Source organism: Desulfurella sp. (assembly GCF_023256235.1).
Taxonomy (GTDB): Bacteria; Campylobacterota_A; Desulfurellia; order Desulfurellales; family Desulfurellaceae; genus Desulfurella.
In genome coordinates, this window is sequence record NZ_JAGDWY010000094.1 from 492 (window position 1) to 23,932 (window position 23,441).

26 protein-coding genes are annotated in these 23,441 nt (G+C 30.6%); 15 read left to right on the forward strand and 11 right to left on the reverse strand.

All coding sequences use genetic code 11. From position 1 onward, the window contains the following. Window positions 1-67: 67 nt before the first annotated feature. Window positions 68-799: a CRISPR-associated endoribonuclease Cas6 gene (gene cas6 / locus Q0C22_RS10185; RefSeq protein ID WP_291494420.1), complete on the reverse strand. Its 732-nt coding sequence runs from the start codon at window positions 797-799 to the stop codon at window positions 68-70. Between the two features lie 489 nt (window positions 800-1,288). Between cas6 and Q0C22_RS10190 the strand changes: the two genes are divergently transcribed. The 10 genes from Q0C22_RS10190 to fbp all read left to right on the forward strand — a co-directional run bounded on the left by Q0C22_RS10190 (window position 1,289) and on the right by fbp (window position 9,064). Then, the gene (locus Q0C22_RS10190; protein ID WP_291494422.1) at window positions 1,289-1,864 is read left to right on the forward strand and encodes a Sua5/YciO/YrdC/YwlC family protein; all 576 of its coding nucleotides are present in this window, start codon (window positions 1,289-1,291) and stop codon (window positions 1,862-1,864) included. Continuing rightward, window positions 1,861-2,619 carry a fumarylacetoacetate hydrolase family protein gene (locus tag Q0C22_RS10195; protein WP_291494425.1) on the forward strand — a complete coding sequence of 253 codons (759 nt, stop codon included), beginning with the start codon at window positions 1,861-1,863 and terminating at the stop codon, window positions 2,617-2,619. The genes Q0C22_RS10190 and Q0C22_RS10195 overlap by 4 nt, the downstream gene beginning before the upstream one ends. 2 nt (window positions 2,620-2,621) lie before the next feature. Then, on the forward strand, window positions 2,622-3,773 hold the full coding sequence (locus Q0C22_RS10200; protein ID WP_291494427.1) for an LL-diaminopimelate aminotransferase: 1,152 nt from the start codon (window positions 2,622-2,624) through the stop codon (window positions 3,771-3,773). Beyond that, window positions 3,770-4,255 (forward strand): 2-amino-4-hydroxy-6-hydroxymethyldihydropteridine diphosphokinase, encoded by a 486-nt coding sequence (gene folK / locus Q0C22_RS10205; RefSeq protein ID WP_291494429.1) that lies wholly within the window; start codon window positions 3,770-3,772, stop codon window positions 4,253-4,255. The genes Q0C22_RS10200 and folK overlap by 4 nt, the downstream gene beginning before the upstream one ends. Window positions 4,256-4,379: 124 nt before the next feature. Next, on the forward strand, window positions 4,380-5,174 hold the full coding sequence (gene panB / locus Q0C22_RS10210; protein WP_291494436.1) for a 3-methyl-2-oxobutanoate hydroxymethyltransferase: 795 nt from the start codon (window positions 4,380-4,382) through the stop codon (window positions 5,172-5,174). After that, window positions 5,167-6,012 carry a pantoate--beta-alanine ligase gene (gene panC, locus Q0C22_RS10215; protein ID WP_291494438.1) on the forward strand — a complete coding sequence of 282 codons (846 nt, stop codon included), beginning with the start codon at window positions 5,167-5,169 and terminating at the stop codon, window positions 6,010-6,012. The genes panB and panC overlap by 8 nt, the downstream gene beginning before the upstream one ends. Before the next feature lie 10 nt (window positions 6,013-6,022). After that, window positions 6,023-6,388, forward strand: coding sequence for an aspartate 1-decarboxylase (gene panD / locus Q0C22_RS10220; RefSeq protein WP_291494440.1), 366 nt, complete (start codon window positions 6,023-6,025; stop codon window positions 6,386-6,388). A gap of 157 nt (window positions 6,389-6,545) precedes the next feature. Then, window positions 6,546-7,109, forward strand: coding sequence for an L-lactate permease (locus tag Q0C22_RS10225; RefSeq protein WP_291494442.1), 564 nt, complete (start codon window positions 6,546-6,548; stop codon window positions 7,107-7,109). Further along, window positions 6,995-8,080: an L-lactate permease gene (locus Q0C22_RS10230; RefSeq protein ID WP_291494444.1), complete on the forward strand. Its 1,086-nt coding sequence runs from the start codon at window positions 6,995-6,997 to the stop codon at window positions 8,078-8,080. The genes Q0C22_RS10225 and Q0C22_RS10230 overlap by 115 nt, the downstream gene beginning before the upstream one ends. Before the next feature lie 12 nt (window positions 8,081-8,092). Beyond that, complete coding sequence (gene fbp / locus Q0C22_RS10235) at window positions 8,093-9,064, forward strand: class 1 fructose-bisphosphatase (RefSeq protein ID WP_291494446.1); 972 nt, start codon at window positions 8,093-8,095, stop codon at window positions 9,062-9,064. On the opposite strand, the gene kdsB is transcribed toward fbp, so the two are convergent. Genes kdsB through Q0C22_RS10285 form a run of 10 tightly spaced genes read right to left on the reverse strand, consistent with a single transcriptional unit; the run spans window position 9,042 to window position 18,052 of the window. Next, window positions 9,042-9,770: a 3-deoxy-manno-octulosonate cytidylyltransferase gene (gene kdsB, locus Q0C22_RS10240; protein WP_291494448.1), complete on the reverse strand. Its 729-nt coding sequence runs from the start codon at window positions 9,768-9,770 to the stop codon at window positions 9,042-9,044. The genes fbp and kdsB overlap by 23 nt on opposite strands. Further along, a complete protein-coding gene (gene rfaE1, locus Q0C22_RS10245; protein WP_291494450.1) occupies window positions 9,767-10,693 on the reverse strand; it encodes a D-glycero-beta-D-manno-heptose-7-phosphate kinase in 927 nt (308 codons plus the stop codon). Before rfaE1 ends, kdsB begins: the two co-directional genes overlap by 4 nt. 1 nt (window position 10,694) lies before the next feature. After that, window positions 10,695-11,369, reverse strand: a complete 675-nt coding sequence (locus tag Q0C22_RS10250; RefSeq protein WP_291494452.1) for a flagellar brake protein — start codon at window positions 11,367-11,369, stop codon at window positions 10,695-10,697. Between the two features lie 5 nt (window positions 11,370-11,374). Further along, the gene (locus Q0C22_RS10255; RefSeq protein WP_291494454.1) at window positions 11,375-13,912 is read right to left on the reverse strand and encodes an HD domain-containing protein; all 2,538 of its coding nucleotides are present in this window, start codon (window positions 13,910-13,912) and stop codon (window positions 11,375-11,377) included. Beyond that, a complete protein-coding gene (locus Q0C22_RS10260; RefSeq protein WP_291494456.1) occupies window positions 13,909-14,619 on the reverse strand; it encodes an HAD family hydrolase in 711 nt (236 codons plus the stop codon). The genes Q0C22_RS10255 and Q0C22_RS10260 overlap by 4 nt, the downstream gene beginning before the upstream one ends. Then, the gene (locus Q0C22_RS10265) at window positions 14,616-15,593 is read right to left on the reverse strand and encodes a hypothetical protein (protein WP_291494459.1); all 978 of its coding nucleotides are present in this window, start codon (window positions 15,591-15,593) and stop codon (window positions 14,616-14,618) included. Before Q0C22_RS10265 ends, Q0C22_RS10260 begins: the two co-directional genes overlap by 4 nt. Further along, a complete protein-coding gene (locus Q0C22_RS10270; protein WP_291494462.1) occupies window positions 15,590-16,339 on the reverse strand; it encodes a YebC/PmpR family DNA-binding transcriptional regulator in 750 nt (249 codons plus the stop codon). The genes Q0C22_RS10265 and Q0C22_RS10270 overlap by 4 nt, the downstream gene beginning before the upstream one ends. Window positions 16,340-16,360: 21 nt before the next feature. Further along, window positions 16,361-16,924: a dCTP deaminase gene (gene dcd / locus Q0C22_RS10275; RefSeq protein ID WP_291494464.1), complete on the reverse strand. Its 564-nt coding sequence runs from the start codon at window positions 16,922-16,924 to the stop codon at window positions 16,361-16,363. Between the two features lies 1 nt (window position 16,925). Further along, the gene (locus Q0C22_RS10280; RefSeq protein WP_291494466.1) at window positions 16,926-17,219 is read right to left on the reverse strand and encodes a hypothetical protein; all 294 of its coding nucleotides are present in this window, start codon (window positions 17,217-17,219) and stop codon (window positions 16,926-16,928) included. Further along, window positions 17,219-18,052 carry a methylenetetrahydrofolate reductase gene (locus tag Q0C22_RS10285; RefSeq protein ID WP_291494468.1) on the reverse strand — a complete coding sequence of 278 codons (834 nt, stop codon included), beginning with the start codon at window positions 18,050-18,052 and terminating at the stop codon, window positions 17,219-17,221. The genes Q0C22_RS10280 and Q0C22_RS10285 overlap by 1 nt, the downstream gene beginning before the upstream one ends. A 251-nt stretch (window positions 18,053-18,303) precedes the next feature. Here Q0C22_RS10285 and tig point away from each other — a divergent pair, with 251 nt between their 5' ends. From tig to hslU, 5 genes are read left to right on the forward strand one after another with little or no spacing between them, the layout of a single operon-like run. Continuing rightward, the gene (gene tig / locus Q0C22_RS10290; protein WP_291494471.1) at window positions 18,304-19,596 is read left to right on the forward strand and encodes a trigger factor; all 1,293 of its coding nucleotides are present in this window, start codon (window positions 18,304-18,306) and stop codon (window positions 19,594-19,596) included. After that, window positions 19,593-20,189: an ATP-dependent Clp endopeptidase proteolytic subunit ClpP gene (gene clpP, locus Q0C22_RS10295; RefSeq protein WP_291494473.1), complete on the forward strand. Its 597-nt coding sequence runs from the start codon at window positions 19,593-19,595 to the stop codon at window positions 20,187-20,189. The genes tig and clpP overlap by 4 nt, the downstream gene beginning before the upstream one ends. 2 nt (window positions 20,190-20,191) lie before the next feature. Then, entirely contained in the window at window positions 20,192-21,445 is a 1,254-nt protein-coding gene (gene clpX / locus Q0C22_RS10300) for an ATP-dependent Clp protease ATP-binding subunit ClpX (RefSeq protein WP_291494475.1), read from the forward strand. Then, window positions 21,445-21,987 carry an ATP-dependent protease subunit HslV gene (hslV, locus tag Q0C22_RS10305; protein WP_291494477.1) on the forward strand — a complete coding sequence of 181 codons (543 nt, stop codon included), beginning with the start codon at window positions 21,445-21,447 and terminating at the stop codon, window positions 21,985-21,987. The genes clpX and hslV overlap by 1 nt, the downstream gene beginning before the upstream one ends. After that, a complete protein-coding gene (hslU, locus tag Q0C22_RS10310) occupies window positions 21,984-23,351 on the forward strand; it encodes an ATP-dependent protease ATPase subunit HslU (protein ID WP_291494479.1) in 1,368 nt (455 codons plus the stop codon). The genes hslV and hslU overlap by 4 nt, the downstream gene beginning before the upstream one ends. Window positions 23,352-23,441: the final 90 nt, after the last annotated feature.

The following is a 23,441-nucleotide window of genomic DNA, read 5'->3' on the forward strand; positions in this document are numbered from 1 at the left end:
AAACAGCTTCAATCATTAATCCTCCACTGAAGCGTATTTTAAAAATTTCAGAAAACCTAAGTAAAAATTATTGGATTACTTCTACCATTCCAAAACCCTGGCTGTTTCTATTACCTAAACCAGCATCAATAATAAACCCTAACATCTTAGAATCAGCAAGCAACTTAAAATTACCAGTCCAACCTTTTATTATTAAACTATTTTTTGATCCAAATCTGACAATTTTTTCTTTGTTAAAACCTATTGGTTCTAATTTTAATTCTGATTCTGGTGGTTTTTTATAAAATGCTTCCCATTTTTTTGCTGCATTATTGGCAATTAAAAGAGAAAATTCTTTTTCATATGGATTATAGTAGTATGTTTTCTTTTGTTTATATATTTGAAAGGTTGAGTGAACTTCTATGGGTGTAATAGCTCTAATTTTAATTTCATTTTGTGTAATTTGTGGGGGTTTTAATACCGAAACTTCTGATAGGTATAATTCATTTTGCCAGAAACTTATTTTTTTAGTTGTAAAACTTTTTGAAGCCAGGTTTTCTATTATCCAATCTACCGGTGAAGAAAATATAAAACTTACAATTTTTGGAAAAATGAATAATTTTTTTTCATTTATAAATTGAGCTTTTTCTAAAAAAGATGAAAAAGAAAACAATTTAAATTGTCTTTTTTCATATTTAAAACCTATATCGTGTAGCCACGAATCTTTAATGTTACTATAAATAAACCATTGAATAATGGAATTAAACCCTACTTGCAAAACTATATTCTTTGGGCTCTCAAAAATAATTTTAATTCTCAACAAATCCTCTGTAGATCTATATTATTACTTTGTACATTATTAAATAAAAAATGTCAATTATTTTTTTAACTAAAAATGTTTAATTTGGCAGTTTTTGTAAAGCGTTTGCAATATAATTACCAATTTGATAAAATGTATAATGAGGTATGGGAATGAATTGTATCAAACTTTTTAGGTTTCCAAAATTGAAATCATAATAAATTGTAAGGTTTTTGATATGTCAGAAAAACTTGATTGCAAGATGAGAGATAATTCCATCTCCTTAGGAAAATTTGATATAGCTTTCGTTTTACAATTAAAAAATGTAGGTTTTAAATAATAATTGTTAACAATAAAACTTGTTTAGTTAAGTGATTAGGGTTTGACTTTTAACCATGGCGGTTAAAGGAATGAGTATTTCTATAAAGGCAGTTATAGTTGGGTTGGGATATCAGATTATAGCTCTAAAGCTAGATGGTTTAGATTTCACTGTCTATTTTACAAAATTTTATGAAAACAATTGTTTGTAAAGATAAAGATGCTTTTAAGTATTTATATAACATTAAAAATGGTGTTGTTATTTACCCGGCAGATACAATATATGGTATTGGGGCATTCATATTTAATACTTACGCAAACAAAAAGATTTTTAAGATAAAAAGAAGAGATTTATCAAATCCGCTAATAGTACTGTGCAGTCTAGATTTTGTTTTAAAAAGTGCATACGTGGATGAAGAAGCTTTGAATTTGTTAAATTTAGGCGCTACTTTAATTTTAAAAAATAAAATAAATTTGCCTTTTTATGTTTCAAAGAATGGAAAAACTGCTTATCGTCTTGCCTTTGATCCTTATATTAAAAAAATTGTAGAGCGTTTTGCGCTAACTTCAACAAGTGTTAATATCTCAAAAAAACAGCCAATTAATAACTCAAAAGAATTGATAAAGTATTATTTTGGCATTGTTGATGTTATTATAACAGGTAAGACAAAAAACACAGCATCCACTATTGTAGATTTTGAAAATAAAGTTATATTAAGAGAAGGCAATGGAGTCGAAACTATTAAAAATTTTTTGGGGGGTATATGAAGTTTTTGAGATTCTATTATGAGAATAAAGAGTATTATGGGTTGCTTGAAAATGAAAGTGTAAAGTGTTTGTCAAATAATTTTTTGTATAACAATTTTGAAGTTATTAAAGAAGCTAACATAAATGACGTAAAAATTTTGCCACCAGTTTTACCTTCAAAAATCATTGGCATTGGTCTTAATTATAACGATCATATTCAGGAAATGAAAGATGAAAAGCCAAGTGTGCCTAAAATGTTTATTAAACCTTCAAGTACTGTTATTGGTCCAAACGAACCTATTATCTATCCCAAACATATGTCAAAAAGAGTTGATTACGAAGGAGAACTGGGTGTGGTAATTGGCAGAGTATGTAAAAATGTATCTGTCGATCAAGCTAGAGATTACATATTTGGCTATACGATAATAAATGATGTTACAGCAAGAGATTTACAATCAATTGATGGACAATGGACCAGGGCAAAAGGTTTTGATACATTTGCACCAATTGGTCCTTTTATTGAAACTGAAGTTGATCCCATGAATCTAAAAATTACAACAAAACTAAATGGGCAAATCAGACAAAATTCTACAACATCACACATGATATTTAATGTATATGAGCTTGTTTCATTTATATCTCAAATAATGACATTATATCCGGGCGATTTAATAGCTTCTGGTACGCCAAGCGGTGTTGGCGGTGTTGAAGTAGGTGATGTTATAGAGATTGAAATAGAAAAAATAGGTAAATTAATAAATCCAGTAAAGGAGTAAAAATGTTTAAACTCTCAGAAAGGATTGAAAAGCTGCCACCTTATTTGTTTGCAGAAATTGATAAACTAAAGACAGAGGTAAAGCAAAAAGGCGTTGAGATTATTGATTTAGGCATAGGTGATCCAGATATACCAACGCCAAAAGAAATTATTGAAGCTGCAAAACAAGCCCTTGAGGATCCTCAAAACCATCAGTACCCCTCATACGAAGGAAGTTTTGAGTTTAGAGCAGCTGTAGCAAACTGGTATAAAGATAGGTTTAATGTAGATTTAGACCCACAAAATGAGTGTCTTGCTCTAATTGGCTCAAAAGAAGGCATTGCTCATTTGCCACTTGCTTTTATTGACAAAGGCGATTATACGCTTGTACCAGATCCAGGATATCCAGTTTATGCTACCGCCACAATGTTTGCTGGTGGTTCTGTCTATAAGATGCCGCTTTTGAAAGAAAATGGCTTTTTACCAGATCTGGACGCAATTGATAAAAGTGTGTTGAATAAAACAAAAATCATGTTTATAAACTATCCAAATAATCCAACAAGCGCTATTGCCACGAAAGATTTTTACAATAGAGTTGTTGAACTTGCTTTAAAATATGGTTTTTTGGTTGCATCAGATAATGCATATTCTGAAATTTATTACGATAATTACAAACCAGTGAGTTTTTTGGAAATTGATGGAGCAAAAGAGGTTGGCATTGAGCTACATTCTTTTTCAAAGACATTTAACATGACTGGCTGGAGGATAGGTTTTGCTGTAGGTAATAAAGAGGGTATCTATGGTCTGGCCAAAATTAAAACAAATGTAGACTCAGGTGTGTTTGGAGCATTGCAAACAGCTGGCATTTTTGCCCTAAATAACTACAAAATGCTAAATGAACCTATAAGAAAAATCTTTCAAGAGCGCAAAAATCAGATGACCCAAGCACTAAGAAAAGCAAATTTTGATTTTGAGGAGCCACTTGCTACATTTTATTTTTGGGTAAAAGTACCGCATGGTTATAATTCCAAAGACTTTACTAAAAAATTACTTGAAGAAAAAGGTATTGTAGTAACACCTGGTGTAGGTTTTGGTGAGTATGGTGAAGGCTATTTTAGAATAAGCATAACAAACCCAAATATACAAAAAGCAGTTGATGCTATAAAGTCATTATGAAATATACAAAAGTTTTTTTAGGGCTTGGCTCAAATATTGCAGATAGGAAAAAAAATATAAATACAGCAGTTGACTTCATAAATCAAAACAACAAAATAAGAATTGTAAAATTCTCGCATATTTACGAAAGTCCTCCCTGGGGTTATAAGAATCAAGAAAATTTCTACAATCAAGTCATAGAAATCGAAACAGAGCTTGAGCCTTATGAACTGTTAATATTTATTAAGTCAATCGAAAAAAAAATGGGCAGACAAACTGATATTAAATGGGGTCCAAGAAATATCGATATTGACATTTTAATATTTTGGGATATTATCATTAGAGGTGATTTTTTAAACATTCCACACAGGTATTTACTAAATAGGTGTTTTTGGCTTGTGGGCTTGTGTGAGTTAAATGATAGTATAAACATTTTAGGTGAAAATGTTAAAGTTTTGCTTGAGCGCGAACGGGATCGCGACTCAATAAAAATTGTTTGTTAAGAGGTTAAATTTTTGTTAAATAGCACAAAGACTCCTTTGGGAGCTTTAAGCGAACAAATTAAAATAAAAAGCCCAAATGCATATTAAATGCATTTGGGCTTTTTATTTTAAGGAGGATAAGTTTATGAAAATGACGGTACCTAAGTTTGTAAGTATGAAATCAAAAGAAAAAATAACTATGATTACAGCCTATGATTATACCCAGGCAAAAATTGCAGATGAAGCTGGTATTGATTCGATACTCGTTGGAGATTCTCTAAGTATGGTTATGCAGGGAAATAGTTCTACATTGCCAGTTAGTTTAGATGAGATGATTTATCATGGTAAAATCGTAAAAAAAGGTGTAAGCAACGCGTTATTAATAGTTGATATGCCATTTATGAGTTATCAAGCATCGACTGAAAAAGCGCTGGAAAACGCTGGTAAAATAATGAAAGAAACGCTTTGTGATTGTGTAAAACTCGAGGGTGGTGAAGAGTTTGCTCAAACTGTTTATAAATTGGTTTCAAGCGGCATACCAGTTATTGGACATTTAGGTTTAACGCCTCAATCTATAAATGTTTTTGGTTCATACACTGTCAGGGCAAAAACCAAAGAACAAGCGCAAAAAATAGTAAATGATGCTATTAGTTTGGAGCAAGCTGGTGTTTTTGCTATAGTTTTAGAGGCTATACCACTAAATCTTGCAAAAGAAATTACTCAAAAACTGAAAATTCCAACAATTGGTATTGGGGCTGGGCTTTACTGTGATGGTCAGGTTTTGGTTTTTCATGATATGCTTGGGCTTTTTGATGATTTTAAACCTAAATTTGTCAAAAGGTATGCGTCATTAAAACAAGATGCTATAAAAGGTATTAAAGACTATATTAAAGAAGTAAAAAACAACGAATTTCCATCATTGGAGTACTCATATGAGTAAAGTTATACAGACTATTGATCAAATGAAAGAATTTAGCAAAAATTCAATTTTGTCAAAAAAAAGCATAGGTTTTGTGCCTACAATGGGTTATTTACATAATGGACATTTATCTTTAATAAAAAAAGCTAGATCACAAAATGATATTGTAGTAGTTAGCATTTTTGTAAATCCATTGCAATTTGCGCCAAATGAAGATTTTAATACATACCCAAGAGATTTTGAGAAAGATAGGGTTTTGTGCGAACAAAATGGCGTTGATGTAATATTTTACCCAGGTTATGAAGAAATGTACCCACAAAATTATCAAACTTACGTTGAAGTTTCTTTTTTAAGTAAACCGCTTGAAGGAAAGTCACGCCCCACTCATTTTAAAGGTGTAACAACAATTGTTTTAAAACTATTTAATATTATTAAACCAACTAGGGCATATTTTGGCAAAAAGGATGCCCAGCAGTTAATAATTATCAAAAAAATGGTTGAAGATTTGAATCTTGATGTCGAGATTGTACCATGCGAAATTGAAAGGGATATTGATGGTCTGGCTTTAAGTTCAAGAAATGTTTATTTAAATGCTAAAGAGCGTTCTCAAGCTGTTTGTTTAAAAAAAGCTCTTGATAAGGCAAAAGAGTTAATAGATGCAAAAATTTATGATTCACAAACAATTATCAAGAATATGAAAGATGTTATAAATTCTTACGATTTAGCACGTATTGATTACATTAGCATAAATTCAACTGATTGTTTGAGTGAGTTAAAGGAAGTGGTTTTGGGTAAAACTTTGATATCTTTGGCAGTCTTTTTTGGTAAAACAAGATTGATTGACAATATGTGGATTTAAAGGGGGGATTATGCTTAGAAATATGCTTATTGGAAAAATTCATAGGGCTACGGTTACTCAGGCAGACTTGCATTATATAGGCAGCATAACAATTGATGAAGATTTAATGGAAGCGGCAAACATGAAAGAATACGAGTATGTGCATATATGGAATATTGATAATGGTGAGAGATTTCAAACTTACACAATAAAAGGCAAGAAAGGCTCAGGTGTAATTTGTCTAAATGGAGCTGCAGCACGAAAAGTTGCTGTAGGTGATAAAATTATAATAGCAGCATTTGGGCTGGTAGACGATAGTGAAGCAGATAAAGTCGTACCAAAAGTTGTTATAGTTGATAAAGATAACAAAATTGTAGAAAAGTACGAAGGTATTTAATTTTATAGTTAGTTTATAAATCTTGTAATTTAAAATTATAATTTTACATTTTCTTGACAATGTTTTTATTTTTAATTAACATATCTGTAAATAATTAAGGCGGAGGGAGTATGGACTTTTTTTTGCCATTTTACCTATTTTGCTTGTGTTGGCAGGTATGCTTGTTTTTAATCGTTCTGGTACATTTGTGTCTGTTGCTGGCTGGTTGCTTTGTTTTGCAATAGCTGTTTACTATTTTAAAACACCATATGCTGTAGTATGGGGCGCAACAATAATGGGTATTGTAAAAGCACTTGGTATTTCTCTGGCTGTTACATTTACCATGTTTTTAATTTTTTTAATGAATGAAACAAAAGCTTTATCTAAAATTATCGATTATATAAAAGGCATAACTACAAATAAAGAAGAACAAACACTATTTTTAGGTATGGGTTTTGGTAGTTTATCAACTGCTCTTGGTATGGTAACACCTGCTATGTTTCCACCGATATTTAGACTCCTTGGGTTCAGTCCTGTTGCAGCTATTGCGATAAGCATTCTTTGCTATGATCCACTAACTTCGTTTGCGTTATTTTCTATACCCATTACATTGCCTGCAAAGTCGCTATGGGTTTTGGTATCAAACCACCTGGTATTGATAGCTTATCTAGTTTTATCTGGGATTATACATTCAAAATTACAGCATTTTTGCCATTTGTTTCTATGTTGTTTGCATTTTTAATGTTATACACTGTTGGGGGGATGCAGGCGTTAAAAAAGAACTGGATTGCTGCGATGCTTTCTGGTCTGGTATTATCTTTAACTGCTTTATTTTTGGCATGGTCAAGAATTGCGCCGGTTGAAATTATAGGTGTATTATCAGGACTTGCCACTATGGTTTTTGTATACTTTTATTATAAAAACGGCTCAAGTTCTACTCAAAGACAGACTTTTTTTCAAAAAGATCTACTTCTTTCAGCTTCTCCTTTTATTATCCTTATTTTATTGTCATTTATTGTAAATGTTCATTCTGTAAAACTTTATTTGAGTAATTTATTAAATCCTTATGAAATAATCCATATTTTTGCTGATAAAACAGAAGATTTAAATATTCTTTCCAGTGTGTGGTTTTGGATAATGGTTGTTGGTATACTATCAATATTTATTTTAAAGCCCACAAAAGAACAATTGAGCAAAGTTACAAAGCTTTGGCTTAAAAGGATTTGGGGGCCATTTTTGGCATACTCTTTGTTTTTTAGCGTTGCATACATCATGGCATGGTCTGGTATGGATGTTATTGGCTCAAAACTAATTCCATCTTCAAACTTTACTCAAAACAATATGGACATTATAATATCAAGTAGTTTTGCCAAAAGTTTTGGATCTTTTTATCCATTAATTGCACCGTTTTTGGGTTTAATTGGAGCATTTGTTGGAGGTAGCGCTACTGCATCTAATGTTTTGTTTGCAAAAATTCAGTGGGAAGCTACAATATCAACTGTAGGTGCAAATGCATTTATGTGGATTTATGCGGCTCATGCTGTAGGAGGTGGCATAGCATCAGCTATCACACCGTCAAAAATTACAAATGCAGCAGCAACGATTGGTGTTGGTGGAAAAGAAGAAGCCCAATTTATAAAAGCAACAATCTTGCCAGTATTGTTTATGTGTTTGGTTGTTGGTATTTTGTCTATGATATTTATTTACTTGTAAAGGAGGCAGTCTATGGCGCTTATGAATTTAAGTAGGTTTATACTTGAAGAACAAAGAAGATTTAAAGAAGCTACAGGTGATTTTACAATTATTTTAGAGCAGATTGCATTTGCTTCAAAAATTATTGCACGAGAAGTAAATAAAGCAGGCCTGGTTAATATTTTGGGTAGTTTAGAGACGCAAAATATTTTTGGTGAGACTCAGCAAAAACTGGATGTGTTTGCAAATCAAAAGATGATTGAAGCATTGGACCATATAGGTAAAGTGTGTGTTATGGCATCTGAAGAAGTTGAAACTGCGATAGAAATACCGGATAAGTACCAAAAAGGCAAATATGTTGTTGTATTTGATCCACTTGATGGTTCTTCTAATATAGATGTTAATGTAAGTATTGGTACGATTTTTGGTATTTTTAGAAAAAAAGAAGAAGAGTGTTCTTTACAAGACAATTTATTACAAAAGGGCAGGGATTTAATTGCTGCAGGATATGTTGTATATGGATCTTCTACAATGTTTGTATATTGTGCTGGTGGGAGTGTAAATGGTTTTACACTTGATCCAAGTGTTGGTGAGTTTTTGTTGTCTCATCCAGATATAAAAATACCCCCGAAAGGCAACATTTACAGTGTAAACGAAGCAAATTCTAATAAATGGGATAAAAAGATAAAAGACTATATTGAAACTTTAAAGGATCAAGGTTATACATCACGTTACATAGGTTCTCTTGTTTCTGATTTTCACAGAAATTTACTAAAAGGCGGTGTATTTTTATATCCAGCAGATGAAAAAAATAAAAAAGGAAAACTAAGATTGTTGTACGAAGCTTTCCCTCTTTCTTATATTGTTGAGCACGCAGGTGGTGCTTCATGCGATGGTTTGGTTGATATACTGGATAAAACCCCCCAAACATTGCATGATAGGACGCCTCTTATTATTGGTTCAAAATATGAGGTAGATTTATTTAAAAAGATGACATCTGTTTAAAGTTAATATACTGTTCAAATAATTGCAGATCGTCTTTTGTATCAATACCAATGAATTGTTTTGATACTATGAGGACTCCAATTTTTATTGAAAATTCAAGAGCTCTTAATTGTTCAAGTTTTTCTGCTAACTCTAGCGCAGTTGGATTTTGATTGTGTAAAAAAAGCAATGTGTGTTTATCATATATATAAACACCTATATGTTTTAGATAGTTATCGTAAAAATTAGCATTGTAAGGTATTTTAGAGCGGGAAAAGTACATTGCAAAGCTGTTTTTATCAACAACAACTTTAACATCATTTATATTATCTGCACAGGTATTGCATTTTACTGCTAAAGTAGCCATTTGTAGCTTTTTTTTAATAAAAAATGTTATGAGATTATCTATTGTTTGACCATCTATTAATGGCTCATCGCCTTGTACATTAACAATAATATCATAATTTTTATCTAAGACAAAGTGGGCAATTCTATCTGTTCCACTTACAAAATTACCATCTACAAAAAAGGCTTGACCGCCAATATTTTCTATGGTTTTTTGGATTTCTTTAGAATCAGTTAAAACTGCACAAGTTTGGGCTAGTTTGGAATTTTTTGCACCTAGGTATGTCCACTCAATGATGCTTTTATTATTAACCTTACACAAGAGTTTTTTGGGAAAACGTGTTGAAGATAGCCTTGCTGGTATTAAAATTGCAATGTTCATATATAATCCTTTATTTCTTCAAATTTAACACTGGATGTGCCACGTTTGCCAACTACAATAGACGCTGCAATGCTTGAAAGCTTAACCGCTTTTGTAGGCTCACAGCCCAAAGCAAAGCACATAGTAGAAACTGCAATCACAGTGTCGCCTGCACCTGTTACATCATAAACTTCTTTTGCCAAAGCTTTTTCATGATACACAAGTCCGTCTTTTGAAAAAAGGGTCATACCGTTTTCCCCTTGTGTAACAAGTAAATACTTGCATTTTGTGTTTTTGATAATTATATTTGCAGCTTTTTTTAAATCTTTATCATTTTGAATTTCAATTTTGCTCATCTCTTGAGTTTCTTTTAAGTTTGGTGTTATAAGGTCAACGTTTTTATACATTTTTGTATGATTTACTTTTGGGTCAACACTTATGAATTTATCAAATATATATCTTAGTTCTTCAATAAGTTTAGACGAAATAACTCCTTTTCCGTAATCAGAAATGATAATTGCATCTACATTTTCTTTTGCAACAGCTTTTATAATTTCATTTTTTGTTTTGTAATCTATAGGTTGTTTTTGTTCTCTATCAACTCTCACTATTTGTTGAGAAGCAGCCACGATACGTGTTTTTTTTGTTGTAATTTTTCTTTGTTCTATAAGTTTTGCGTTTATGTTTTCATTTTCACAAAGTTTTTTGAAAATATTTGCTGATTCGTCTTTGCCAATGCACCCTATAAGATAAACATTAACACCTAAATCTTTCAAGTTCCTTGCAACATTTGCTGCCCCACCTAAATAAAATTTTTCGTCTTTAACATTTAAAACAGGCACGGGTGCTTCAGGAGAAATTCTATCTACATTCCCAAATATATAATGGTCAAGCATTACATCTCCAATAACAGCAATTTTTAGACGCTTTATAGTTTCTATCATTTTAACCTCTTTGCATGCGCAAAAATTCCATTTGTTTCTTCAGGCAAAATTTGATCAAAAAATCTTTATCTTTATAATCCATTTCTTCGAATCGTATCCCATAGTGATATGTATTGGTATCAATTTGTAATCTTCTAACAATTGTTGCATTAACATTAAATGTTCTATTTTCTAAAATAAACTCAAGAATAATTCTTTTATTTAACTCGAAAAACTCATTTAATGATACTTTAGCGCCAGAAGCACTTAAGTTTAATATACTTGCCTGTTTTGTCTGGAGTTTGTTTGATGTGTCATAAAAATAACATGTTGCATTTAACAAAACATCTACTCTAAAGTTTTCCCTGAACTCATATTTGTAAAATTCTGTTGGTTTACTAATTTTGTATAATGTTTTATCGGTGTGTTTTATAATTTGTAAGATTTTAGAATCAAATGCCACTCTCATATTTTTTTTTGATATACAACTAACTGATACCATATCCCCTACTTTAACAAAACCCATTCTGCCTAAACTATCTGTTGGAGGGAAAATTAAAAAACCATCTTTGTCTTCATCATAAACATACGAATAATAAATTCCTTTATAATCTCCGGCAAGTATTTCTATATTGATATTTTGACCTACACTAATAATTTCATTTATATCTTTTGGAAATACTTTTTCTTTTTCCATTTTTCTTAAGATAAAATTTCATAAAGTCTTGCTTTGAGCAAATCGATGAATTTTTTATCATAAATTTTTTTAAATCCAGATGATAAAACATAAAAAGTATCCACAGCAACTTCACCTTTAGTATCAATAATAATAGATCCAATAAAAATTTCCAGTTCTTTAAATACTTTGGTAATATTGTATAAAAGACCTAATTTATCAGGTGCATGAATTCTAACAACAGTATATATATCGCTTTGATTATTATCAACTTCTATTTCAATTCTTTTTATAGACATTTCTATTTTTGTTTTTTCCAATCTATTCAAAAACTTATTTGTATTTTTTCGAGCACATTCGTCCAAAAAAGACTCATCTTCCTCAGATTTTAAAAAAAGTTCTTCAATATAATTTTCATCTAAATTTTTATTTTTTGTTGTAAAAACAACAATTGTATTATTTTTGTCAAGAGTGTAGGTTTTTCCTAAAATTATACTGGCATTTGCGCAAAGCATTATGCCAGCTATTTTGTTAATAAGCCCAATTTTTTCTTTGGCAAGCACAAACAATCTTGCATACTCGTCCTTTTGTTCAACCATAAAATAATTATTTTTTTGTGGTTTTGAAAATGTTTTTAATAATTGTAGAATAGTTTGTTCATCCATGTCAAATATTAAACTCTCTGGTATGCGGTTTAAAAAATCTATGATATCTTTTTCTTGAATTTGATTTAGTAAGTTCTTTTTCTTTTTTTTGGCATCTGTTAAGATAAGAAAGTTTTGATCTTTTTTTTCAAGCGATAATATTAATCTTATATACAGCGTTTCAAGCAATTGTTCTTTCCATTTACTCCACACATTATCATTTACTGCATTCATATCTGCATAGGTTAGTAGTACGAGCAAATTTAGCATTCTTTTATCTTTTACTATATTTAATACATTTAAAATAGTTTTAGTATCGTCAATATCCTGGTATGAAATAACTCTATTTATAAGTAAATGATTTTTAATTAAAAAATAAAGATCTTGTCTTAATTCTTTTCCTAAACCAAATCTTTCAGATATCTTAAGTGACATTTCAGCACCCAATACTTCATGTTTTTGTTTTTTTAGCTTACCGATGTCATGCAAAAGTACAGCAAACCTAAGCAGAAACAAATCCCTTTCGTTTAAAGATAAAAAAATATGTTGAAGTCTCATAATAAAAGGACTATCTGTTTTTTTTTCAAAAAGTTCATCCAAGAAATACAATGCTTGCAACGAATGTTCATCTACTGTATATTTGTGATACATGCTATACTCACTTAAGCAATAAATTTTTCCAAACTCCGGGATTAATTTGTTTAATAAATTTGATTTGTGCATTTGATAGATCTGTTTATATATAGGCTTTGGGTAAGAAAATATAAGTCTAAATAATTTAAAAACAAATAAGTCGTTTTTTTGATTGGATATATTTGTTGTATTTATTGAATAAATGGTGTCAAAAGAAAGATTAACACAATAGCGAACACTGTAGTAAAAAAGAATCAAGATATTGTATAGATTAAGATCATCATAAAACTCTAGGTGATTGTTTACTACTTTTGTTTTGCTATCTATTTCAAATACGACAGGATTTTTATTTTCGCTAATATAGATAGCAGCTTTATTAATGAGTTTTTCGCACACATCTTGCATTTTTCTAGCGTAATAATAGTATTTTCTCATTAATCTTTCTTGGGCACTAAAGTATGATGAAGCGTAGATTTGCATTTCACTTGCAATAGCTTCCCTAAGGTTTAAATAGAGTATATCATTTTTGCCGTTTGCTACAAAGTGCATTGCATTCCTTAAGCGCCATAAAAAATAAAGGGCAGATGTAAGTGTTTCATAATCAAAGTCTGTCATTAAATTATGTTTTTTCATGTCAAGAGCGTTTTTTGTGTTAAAAATAGCCTTATAAATCCATACTACACTGTGGTAATCTCTAAGTCCGCCAACACCTTCTTTAATATTTGGTTCTAAAACAAACACTGTATTACCATACTTTGCGTGTCGTATTTGATAGGATTCTATTTTTGTTTTTACATATGAAACTTTGTCCATTTCAATTATTTTTTTAAGTATAAATTCGTATCTTAAAAATAGTTTTTGATTGCCACATACATACTTACTATCCATTAGAGATGTTTTTATGGTGTCATCTTTTTTGGAAAGTTCGAAGCAATCTTTTAGCGTCCTTACTATAACAGATGTATCATAGCCTAGCTTATATAATAGGTCAGATAAGTCTTTTGATAATTTTTCTATTGAACTATCAAGTTTTGTGTATAGTATCATTAAATCAATGTCAGAGAAAGGGTTAAGCTGGTTTCTGCCATATCCGCCTAGTGCAATTATGCAGTTTTGAGTGTTTTGTGAAAAATTTTTATAAAATTCTTGAATAACTTCATCTACCCATTTTGAGTGTATTTTTAATAAACTTCTGCCGCTTTTTGTTTTTTTGTTTAACGATCTTAGCTGTTCAAATAATAATTTTTTTTGTTTTAATTTAGTATCTGCAAAATCCAATAAATTCATATATTTGACCTGATATAGTGCTGTGCTTCTTCAAGTGTATTAACTACAACGTCAGCTTCGCCAGATTCCTTGTCATAAATAGATTCTCCACGTTTGATTAAAATAAATGTCATGCCTGCTTTTTTTGAACCTATATCTCTTTTTATGCTATCGCCAATATATACACTTTCGCTTGCTTTTACATTGGCCTTATCCAGTGCAATTTTAAATATCCGCTCATCTGGTTTTCTAAAACCTAGTACACTTGAATGTGTAATGCTTGAAAAATAGCTTTCTAAAGATAGTATGCTTATTTCTTTATATAAAAAAATTGTTTGTGCGTCTGATATTAAACCCAAATTGTAATCTTTCTTTAAGTTTGAAAGTACTTTGTGTACATCATCAAAGACATTAAATTCTAATATACTCAAAGTTCTATATATCTTCATTATTGTATCAAGAAGATAATCGCAGGTGTTATAGCCAAAACTCAAAATCGTATCATAAAAAGCTTTTTTGATATCAACATCCGGGTATTTTTCTTGGGAAACCGATAGTTGATGTTTTATGTTTTCTTCGAATCTTGATTGAAAAAATTCCTTTTCAACCCTTATACCTTCGTAATTTAAAAAATTTGATAAATTATAGAATATTTCTGGCTTGTAATCATCAGTTTTAATATCAATAAGCGTTCCATATAAGTCAAAAAAAATGTTTTTGTATTTCATTGTATTAAACCTATAGCTTTTTTTACCAGAAGTTTCCTGTAGTTTACATCTAGATACATATTGCGCGCAATTCTAAATAAACCTAAAGCTGTGAATATTTTCAGATTATTTTCTATATCGTTTATATTTTTAGATGATAAAATACAATAATTATTTAAAAAAAATGATATGTATTCTGAAGCGTCATTGTCTTTTTGCCCAAATAACATAAAATGATGTTTAAGTTCTGCAATTATAAAACCTAAGTCAAGCTCAAAGCTTGCAATTTTTGCTTTTTCCATATCTATAGCATAAATTGAACCATTTGCATATATAAAATTTGTAGTGGTTGCATCACCATGGATGTGTGTTGGTTGTGTTTTAATTTCGGAGAATTTTTTTATACATGTATCTTTTATATCAAGCATTTTGTTTTTGTCAATTAAATCGTTTTTGTACAATGTATGCAAAATTTTAGCACAATAATTTTTTTCTACAACCATATCGTAATTATTTTGATGGACTTCTTTGTGAATACACTTCAAAAGTAAAGCCAGTAATTCTAACTTATTATAAAGTTTATTTTTTTCATTTTTTTCAATAGCGTTTTTTATATAATAATCGAGCGTTTTTCCATTAATATATGGCTCAACTAAAGCACAATCAACATCTGGAAGATAACAATACGGATTTATAATCTTGGTCTTTTTGTTTGTACACGATTGAAAGAATTTGAGCTTATTAAATTCCCATAAAAGTCTTTTAATTGCTATTTTTTTATTAACTGTTGAATTTTTTCCAAAAAATTTAACAACAAAAGAAGTACCATCAAAATTTGATGTGTACTTATAAACATTTGTTTTTGTATTAGAAAATGATTGAACTAAATAAAAGTCTACAGGGATAAAATTATTTAGTTTTAATTCTTTAATTTTGTTTAAATAAAAAAAGAGCGGATCATCGTTTTTTAAGATTCCAAGATATTTTTCATTCATTCAAGTTCTTCTAAAATTTCGTTTGGTATGTCAAAATTTGCATAAACATTTGATACATCATCATCTTCTTCTAAAGCATCCATTAATTTTATCATGCTTTTTGCCTGATCTGCATCTAATTTGACTGTTGTTTGTGGCAATAACGTTAACTCTGCACTCTCAATTGTAAAACCACTATTTTCGAGTTGTGATTTTATATTCATTAAATCTTTAGGTTCTGTGATAATTTCATAAATATTATCTTCATAATTATATTTGACATCCTTTGCTCCAATCTCAAGCGCTATTTCAAGCATTTCTTCTTCGCTTTTTTCAGATTTTAGCGTAATATAGCCTACATTATCAAACATCCAGGAAACGCATCCTACCTCACCAAGACTGCCGCCATGTTTGCTTAAAATATGTCTTACACTTGAAGTTGTGCGTTGTCTATTATCCGTAGTGGCTTTTATTATCATTGCCACACCAAATGGACCGTAGCCTTCATACATTACTTCTTCATAAGAAACACCAGATAACTCTCCAGCACCTTTTAAAATGGCTTTTTCTATGTTTTGTTTTGGCATATTGGCTTCTTTTGCACGATCTATTGCTAACCTGAGTCTAGGGTTTGATTCTGGGTCTTTGCCACCAAGTCGTGCTGCTATTGTAAGTTCTTTAATTATTTTTGTAAAAATAGCTCCGCGCTTACTATCTTCTTTTGCCTTTTTGTGTTTAATTGTGCTCCATTTATTGTGTCCTGACATAAAAACTCCTTTCGACTAATATTACAATTTTGGTAATGTTAAATCCATTTGTTTTTGATATTTGCCACCTTTGTCGGCATAGCTTGTCTGGCATACACTATCTGCTTTTAAAAATATAACTTGCGCAATACCTTCATTTGCATATATTTTAGCAGGAAGTGGAGTTGTATTTGATATTTCGATTGTAACATAGCCTTCCCATTCTGGTTCAAAAGGCGTTACATTGACAATTATGCCACATCTTGCGTATGTGGATTTTCCAACACATATTGTAAGAATATCCCTTGGTATTTTAAAATATTCAATACTTTTAGCAAGACAAAAACTATTTGGCGGTATTATGCATACATCGCCAACAAAATCTACATAGCTTTTTTCATCAAAATTTTTTGGATCAACAATCGAACTATTTACATTTGTAAAGATTTTAAACTCGTCAGAAATGCGCATATCGTAACCATAGCTTGATACACCAAAAGAAATAACCTTTTTGCCATCAATTTCTTTGATTTGTGTAGCAGCAAAAGGTTCGATCATGCCTTGTTTTGCTCTTTCAATAATTTGCTTATCCGATAAAACTGCCATATTAAGGACCCTCTTTTTTAATAATTTTACCTACAAAATGAAGTAATAACCATTTTTTTTCTTTTTTAAATTCTTTTTCATCTTCAAATTTGATTTCATTCATATCATTTTTATCAAGCGTTATGCCATTTTTTTCTAGGGCTTTTTCTAAAATCAATATATACTCAGCAATTTCTTCTAATTCTTCCACTATAGTCCATTTTGGTGCTTTATCTAGAATCATATTTATGGCTTCAACAACATCCTCTTGTGTTGGCTCCTTTACAGGTTCCAAGCCTTCTTTAAAAATATCCATTAGACCTCCAAAAAATTTTTTGTTAATTTAGCAATTTCATAATCAAGCTTCATTATATGCAAACCCTCGATATATGGCAATAAATTCTTGATGTCATTTAAAAGTATACTATGCAATTCCAGCGTTATGAGCTTAGAATCTTCTATTGAAGCGTTTTCAAATTTAGATAATATAAATTTAGGTATATTAATACCTTTTACATTATTATTTAAATACAATGCGTTTTTGTAGCTTACAATAGGCATTATGCCTATAATTTTGTGAATTTTTATATCATTGCTTGCTTCTAAAAATCTTTCCAGATCGTTTTTGGAAAATATTGGCTGTGTGATAACAAATTTTACACCTATTTCAGTTTTTCTTTTGAGTCTTGACTTTATTGAAGGCATATTGTTTGTTTTTGGTATATCACTTGCACACCCAATAAAAAAATCAGTATTGAATTGCTCATTTAAATTTTTTATCAATTTAATTAACTCAAATACATTGATTTTATATACACTGTCATTATCTTTTGCAGGATCACCGGTAATGGCTAAAATATTTTTTAAACCTAAAGCACTTGCTGCTAGTAAATCTGATTGAATTGCAATTTTATTTTTATCTCTGCATGTTAGGTTAAAGATGGGTTCACTTATGTTTTTAACAAAATTTGCGGATACAATTGAATTCATTCGTGGCTTTGCCATTGGAGAATCTGTTACATTAATAGCATCTGCTATGTTTTTAAATTGCTCAAGTTTTAAAATATGTTTTTTTATATCAGGATTTTTAGGTGGATTAAATTCTATAGTTAACAATTTTTTTCTGCCAATAAGCGATGCAAAATTCATAACTTAAAAATATTACAATGTTAGCTAAATTTTTTCAAGTTTTATTGTTTAATAAAAAAAAGGTGTGAAAAGTTTTTTTGAGGGGGATACTTTTCACACCTTAAAAGAGGGGGAAAACCAAGCTACTTTTAATATATAGCTTTAATAAAAAAAGTCAAGTAAATTAAAACTTTGGTTTTGTGTAATTTTATTTGAAAAATCAATTGTTATTTGTTATATTCATAAAAGCGTGTAAAATTTTTGGAGGTCAAATGTTTGAAGTAAAAGTAGAAAAAGTTCAACCGTCAAAAAGGAAGATGTTTATAAAAGTTCCAATACAAAAAGTTCAAAAGACAAAGGAAGATATCATAAATCACCTTAAAAAGACTGTTAATATAAAAGGTTTCAGGAAAGGTAAGATACCAAAAGAAATTATACTTAAAAACTACGGCAAGGATATTGACGAAGATGTCAAAAGAGATTTATTAGAAGAAGGGTATCGTTTTTGTATATCAGAAAATAATTTATCAGTTGTATCAGATCCTGTGTTTTTAAATGTTAAAGATTTTAACGAAGAAGGTTTTTATTTTGAAGTAGAAGTCGAGGTCAAGCCAGATATTGAATTAAAAGATTACAAAGGCATAAAAATTTCACAGAAGCCATATGAGGTTACACAAGAAGACATTGACAAATCGATTAAGCAGCTAAAAAGTGCTTTCAGCTCTCTTGAAGATTCACATGAACAAGCAAAACCAAACGATGTTGTTGTATTTGATATTAAAGCAAAAGATGTTCAAACAGGTGTAGAAATAAAAGATTTAACTGGTAAGGACTTGTATGTTCAGCTTGGGACGAACCAATTAATAACTGAAGTGGAAAATGCAATTGTAGGCATGAAAGAAAATGAAGAAAAAACAATTACCGTTACTTTTCCAGCCGAACACTCTATAAAATCAATTGCAGGAAAGCAAATTGAATTGTCAATAACCTTAAAAAGCATAAAAAAGGTAATTGAACCAGAATTAAACGATGAGTTTGTACAAAAAATAAACAAAGACTTTAAGACAGTAAATGACTTAATAGAAGATATTAAAAAAAGATTACTTGAAAATAAAAGATTGCAGGAAATAGAAAGACAAAAAGAAGAGTTATTAGAAAAACTTCTTGATGCACATGATTTTGAGCTTCCTCAAACTGTTGTAAGTAAAGAAACGAGCAATTTAATAATGGATTTTGTAAAAGATGCTTATTATCGAGGTATTGACTTAAAACAAGAAGAGTATAAACCAGCCAAACTTAGAGAACGATTTGAGCCAGAAGCAATTAAACGTGTTAAAGCAACATTTTTATTGCTTGAAATAGCAGATAAAGAAAATATTGATGTAAGTGGTGAAGAGATAAGAAATGCTATAGAAAAAGAAGCAAATATAAGTGGAAAAAATTTTGAACAGCTTTATAAAGAATATGAAGAAAAAGGCATGCTACCTTTGATAAAAGTTGATTTATTAAGTGATAAGGTTTTGGATTTTTTGCTTGAAAATGCTGTTAAAGAGGAAGCAGTATGAGTTTAGTTCCAATAGTAATAGAAAAAACGCCACATGGTGAGAGAGCCTACGATATTTATTCAAGACTTTTAAAGGATAGAATAATTATGCTTGGCGGTGAAATTGATGATTACCTTGCAAATATAATAGTTAGCCAATTGCTGTTTTTAGAATCAGAAGACCCTGATAAAGATATATACTTATATATTAACTCTCCAGGTGGTATTATTACAAGTGGACTTGCAATATACGATACAATGCAATATATTAAACCAGAGGTGTCAACAATTTGCATTGGCAGCTGTGCTTCAATGGCAGCTGTGCTTTTGGCTGCAGGCGCAAAAGGCAAAAGATACGCTTTGCCTCATAGTAGAATAATGATACACCAGCCTTTAGGAGGCGTTCAGGGGCAGGCAAGTGAAATTGAGATTCATGCAAAAGAAATACTAAGATTAAAAAAGGAATTAAATACAATTTTAAGTAAACATACAAACAAACAATTACGCACTATTGAAAAAGATACCGAAAGGGATTATTTTATGAGCGCACAGGAAGCACTTGAGTATGGTATTATTGATAAAGTGCTTCAAAAAAGAGAAGCAGGAGAAAAATAATTATGGCAAAACCAAAAGAGCCACTTAGATGTTCGTTTTGTGGTAGGTCTCAGGATGAAGTAAAAAAATTAATAGCAGGACCCGGTGTTTATATTTGTGACGAATGTATTGCATTGTGTAATAATATTTTAGCTGAAGATATAAGAAAAGAAAATGAAGATACACAAAAGTATAACCTAACTCCAGAAGAAATTAAGAAAAAATTAGATGAGTATATAATTTCTCAGGAAAGAGCTAAAAAAACATTATCTGTAGCAGTTTACAATCACTACAAACGAATAAACTCAAATCAAAATTTGCTAAACTCTGATGTTGAATTAGAAAAAAGCAATATTTTACTTATTGGACCTACAGGTACTGGTAAAACCTTATTTGCAAAAACATTTGCCAAGATTTTGAACTTGCCATTTGCTATTGCTGATGCTACGAGTTTAACCGAAGCTGGTTATGTGGGCGAAGACGTAGAAAACATACTGGTGAGGCTATTACAGGCTGCTGATTATAATGTAGCTTTAGCACAAAAGGGTATAGTATATATTGATGAAATTGATAAAATTTCAAGAAAAAGCGAAAACCCTTCAATTACAAGAGATGTTTCAGGAGAGGGCGTACAGCAGGCTTTGCTTAAGCTTATTGAAGGCAGTGTTGTAAATGTACCCCCATACGGGGGAAGAAAACACCCACAACAAGAATTTATTCAAGTAGACACAACAAATATTTTATTTATATGTGGCGGCGCATTCGAAGGCTTAGCTGATATTATAGCGCGCAGGTTAAATCAAAAAAGCATTGGATTTAATAGTCCCATTAAATCTAAAGAAGAATTAAATGTTTCAGAATTGTTGCAACATGTCACACCTCAGGATTTAGTAAGATATGGTCTTATACCGGAACTTGTAGGAAGATTACATGTTGTTGCAACATTGGAAGATTTAAAAGAAAATGAACTTATTAAAATACTGACAGAGCCAAAAAATGCACTTGTTAAACAGTATCAGAAGTTATTTGAACTTGAGCATGTTAAACTAACCATACAAGATGATGCCCTAAAAGCGATCGCAAAAAAAGCTCTTGAACGTAAAGTTGGCGCAAGAGGTTTGCGCAGCATTATGGAAGAAGTTATGAACGATATCATGTACAAGGTTCCTTCAATAAAGCACGAAATCAAAGAATGTATAGTTACAAAAGAAACTGTAGATGAAGCAAAAGAGCCTATTTTGCTAAAAAAATCCAAGTTCGCAACACAGGGTAAATAATGCAGCAGTTTTATTCAACTACAATTATCGCTGTAAAAAAAGACAATATGGTAGCAATTGCAGGCGATGGTCAGGTAACGCTAGGAAATACTGTTATGAAAGCCAAAGCAAAAAAAATCAGAAGGCTTTACAATGATAGTATATTAGTGGGTTTTGCTGGAGCAAGCGCAGATGCTTTTACATTATTTGAGAGACTTGAAGAAAAGCTTAATAAGTACAGTGGAAATTTAACGCGTTCTGCAGTCGAGCTTACAAAAGACTGGCGAACGGACAAAATATTGCGTCGCTTGGAAGCTATGCTTATTGCATGTGATATAGATAGTATGTATTTGATATCAGGAAGCGGAGATGTAATATCACCTGATGAAAATATATGCGCAATCGGTTCTGGTGGTCCATATGCATTAGCCGCTGCAAAAGCTTTACTCAATAATACTGATTTAAATGCTGAACAAATTGCACGGGAATCTCTAAAAATTGCATCATCTATATGTATTTATACAAACGAAAATATTATAGTTGATAAATTGGAGAGAACATGAAGAATAATTTAAAAGAGCTGACACCAAAAAAAATAGTTGAATTTTTAGATAAATATATAGTTGGACAGGCTCAAGCAAAAAAAGCCATTGCTATTGCTTTAAGGTCAAGGTACAGAAGAAGCAAATTACCCGATGATATTAAAGAAGATGTAATACCAAAGAACATACTTATGATTGGACCTACTGGTGTTGGAAAAACCGAAATCGCAAAACGTGTGGCAAAGATAGTAAATGCGCCATTTGTTAAAGTTGAAGCAACAAAATTTACTGAAATTGGCTATGTTGGAAGAGATGTAGAGTCAATTATTAGAGATTTGGCGAGTGTAGGTTATGAAACAGCAAAAGCTCAAGAATTAGAAAAAGTTGATGATCAGGCCCAAAAAATTGCGATGTCTAGATTACTGGATATTTTAGTGCCTCCTGTTAAGAAAAAAATTTCCATTTATGAAGAAAATCGTGATGAAGAAGAGAGTATAAAAAAAACGCGTGAAAAATTTAGAGAAAAACTCGAAAAAGGTGAATTAGACGATAAAGTGATTGAAATTACCATAGAAGAAAAAGACTTATCTATGCAAATACCTTTTATTGAAATTTCGCAACCAATGATGGAAGATTTTGATTCAAATTTAAAGAATTTACTTTCCAATATGTTGCCTTCAAAAAAGAAAACAAAAAAAGTAACAATAAAAGAAGCAAAAAGAATACTCAAAGAAGAAGAAGCTCAAAATTTAATTGATAAAGAAAAGGTAAAAGAAATTGCAAGAGAGCTTGTAAGTAATATGGGGATTGTATTCATTGATGAGATCGACAAGATTGCAGGTAAAAGTGCTGGAGGCGGGCCTGATATATCAAGAGAAGGTGTTCAAAGAGATTTATTGCCTATTATAGAAGGCAGTGCAATAAATACAAAAATTGGTGTTATTAAAACCGACCATATTTTATTTATAGCTGCTGGTGCTTTTCATCAAACAAAACCCAGCGATTTAATACCTGAACTTCAAGGCAGATTTCCGATTCGTGTTGAATTACAAGCATTAACTAAAGATGATTTTTACAAAATCTTAACTCAACCAAAAAACGCTTTAATCAAACAATATACTGAATTGTTAAAAACAGAAGGTATTAATTTAACTTTTACCGATGGTGCAATAAAAAAAATTGCAGAACTGGCTGAATATTTTAATGATAAAAATGAAAACATTGGAGCAAGAAGATTGCATACGCTTATTGAAAAAGTTTTAGAGGATATTTTGTTTGAAGCACCTGATGTTGAAAATAATAATATAACTGTTGATGATGAATATGTGATGCAAAAAGTTGCTGATGTTGTTGAGAATTTAGATTTAAGCAAATACATTTTGTAATTTTTTTATAAGAAAAATTAATTAATCGTTTGTTTGGAGGAAAACCCAATGTCTAACTCTAAAAAAAAGCTTATTCTTATTGCAATTGTA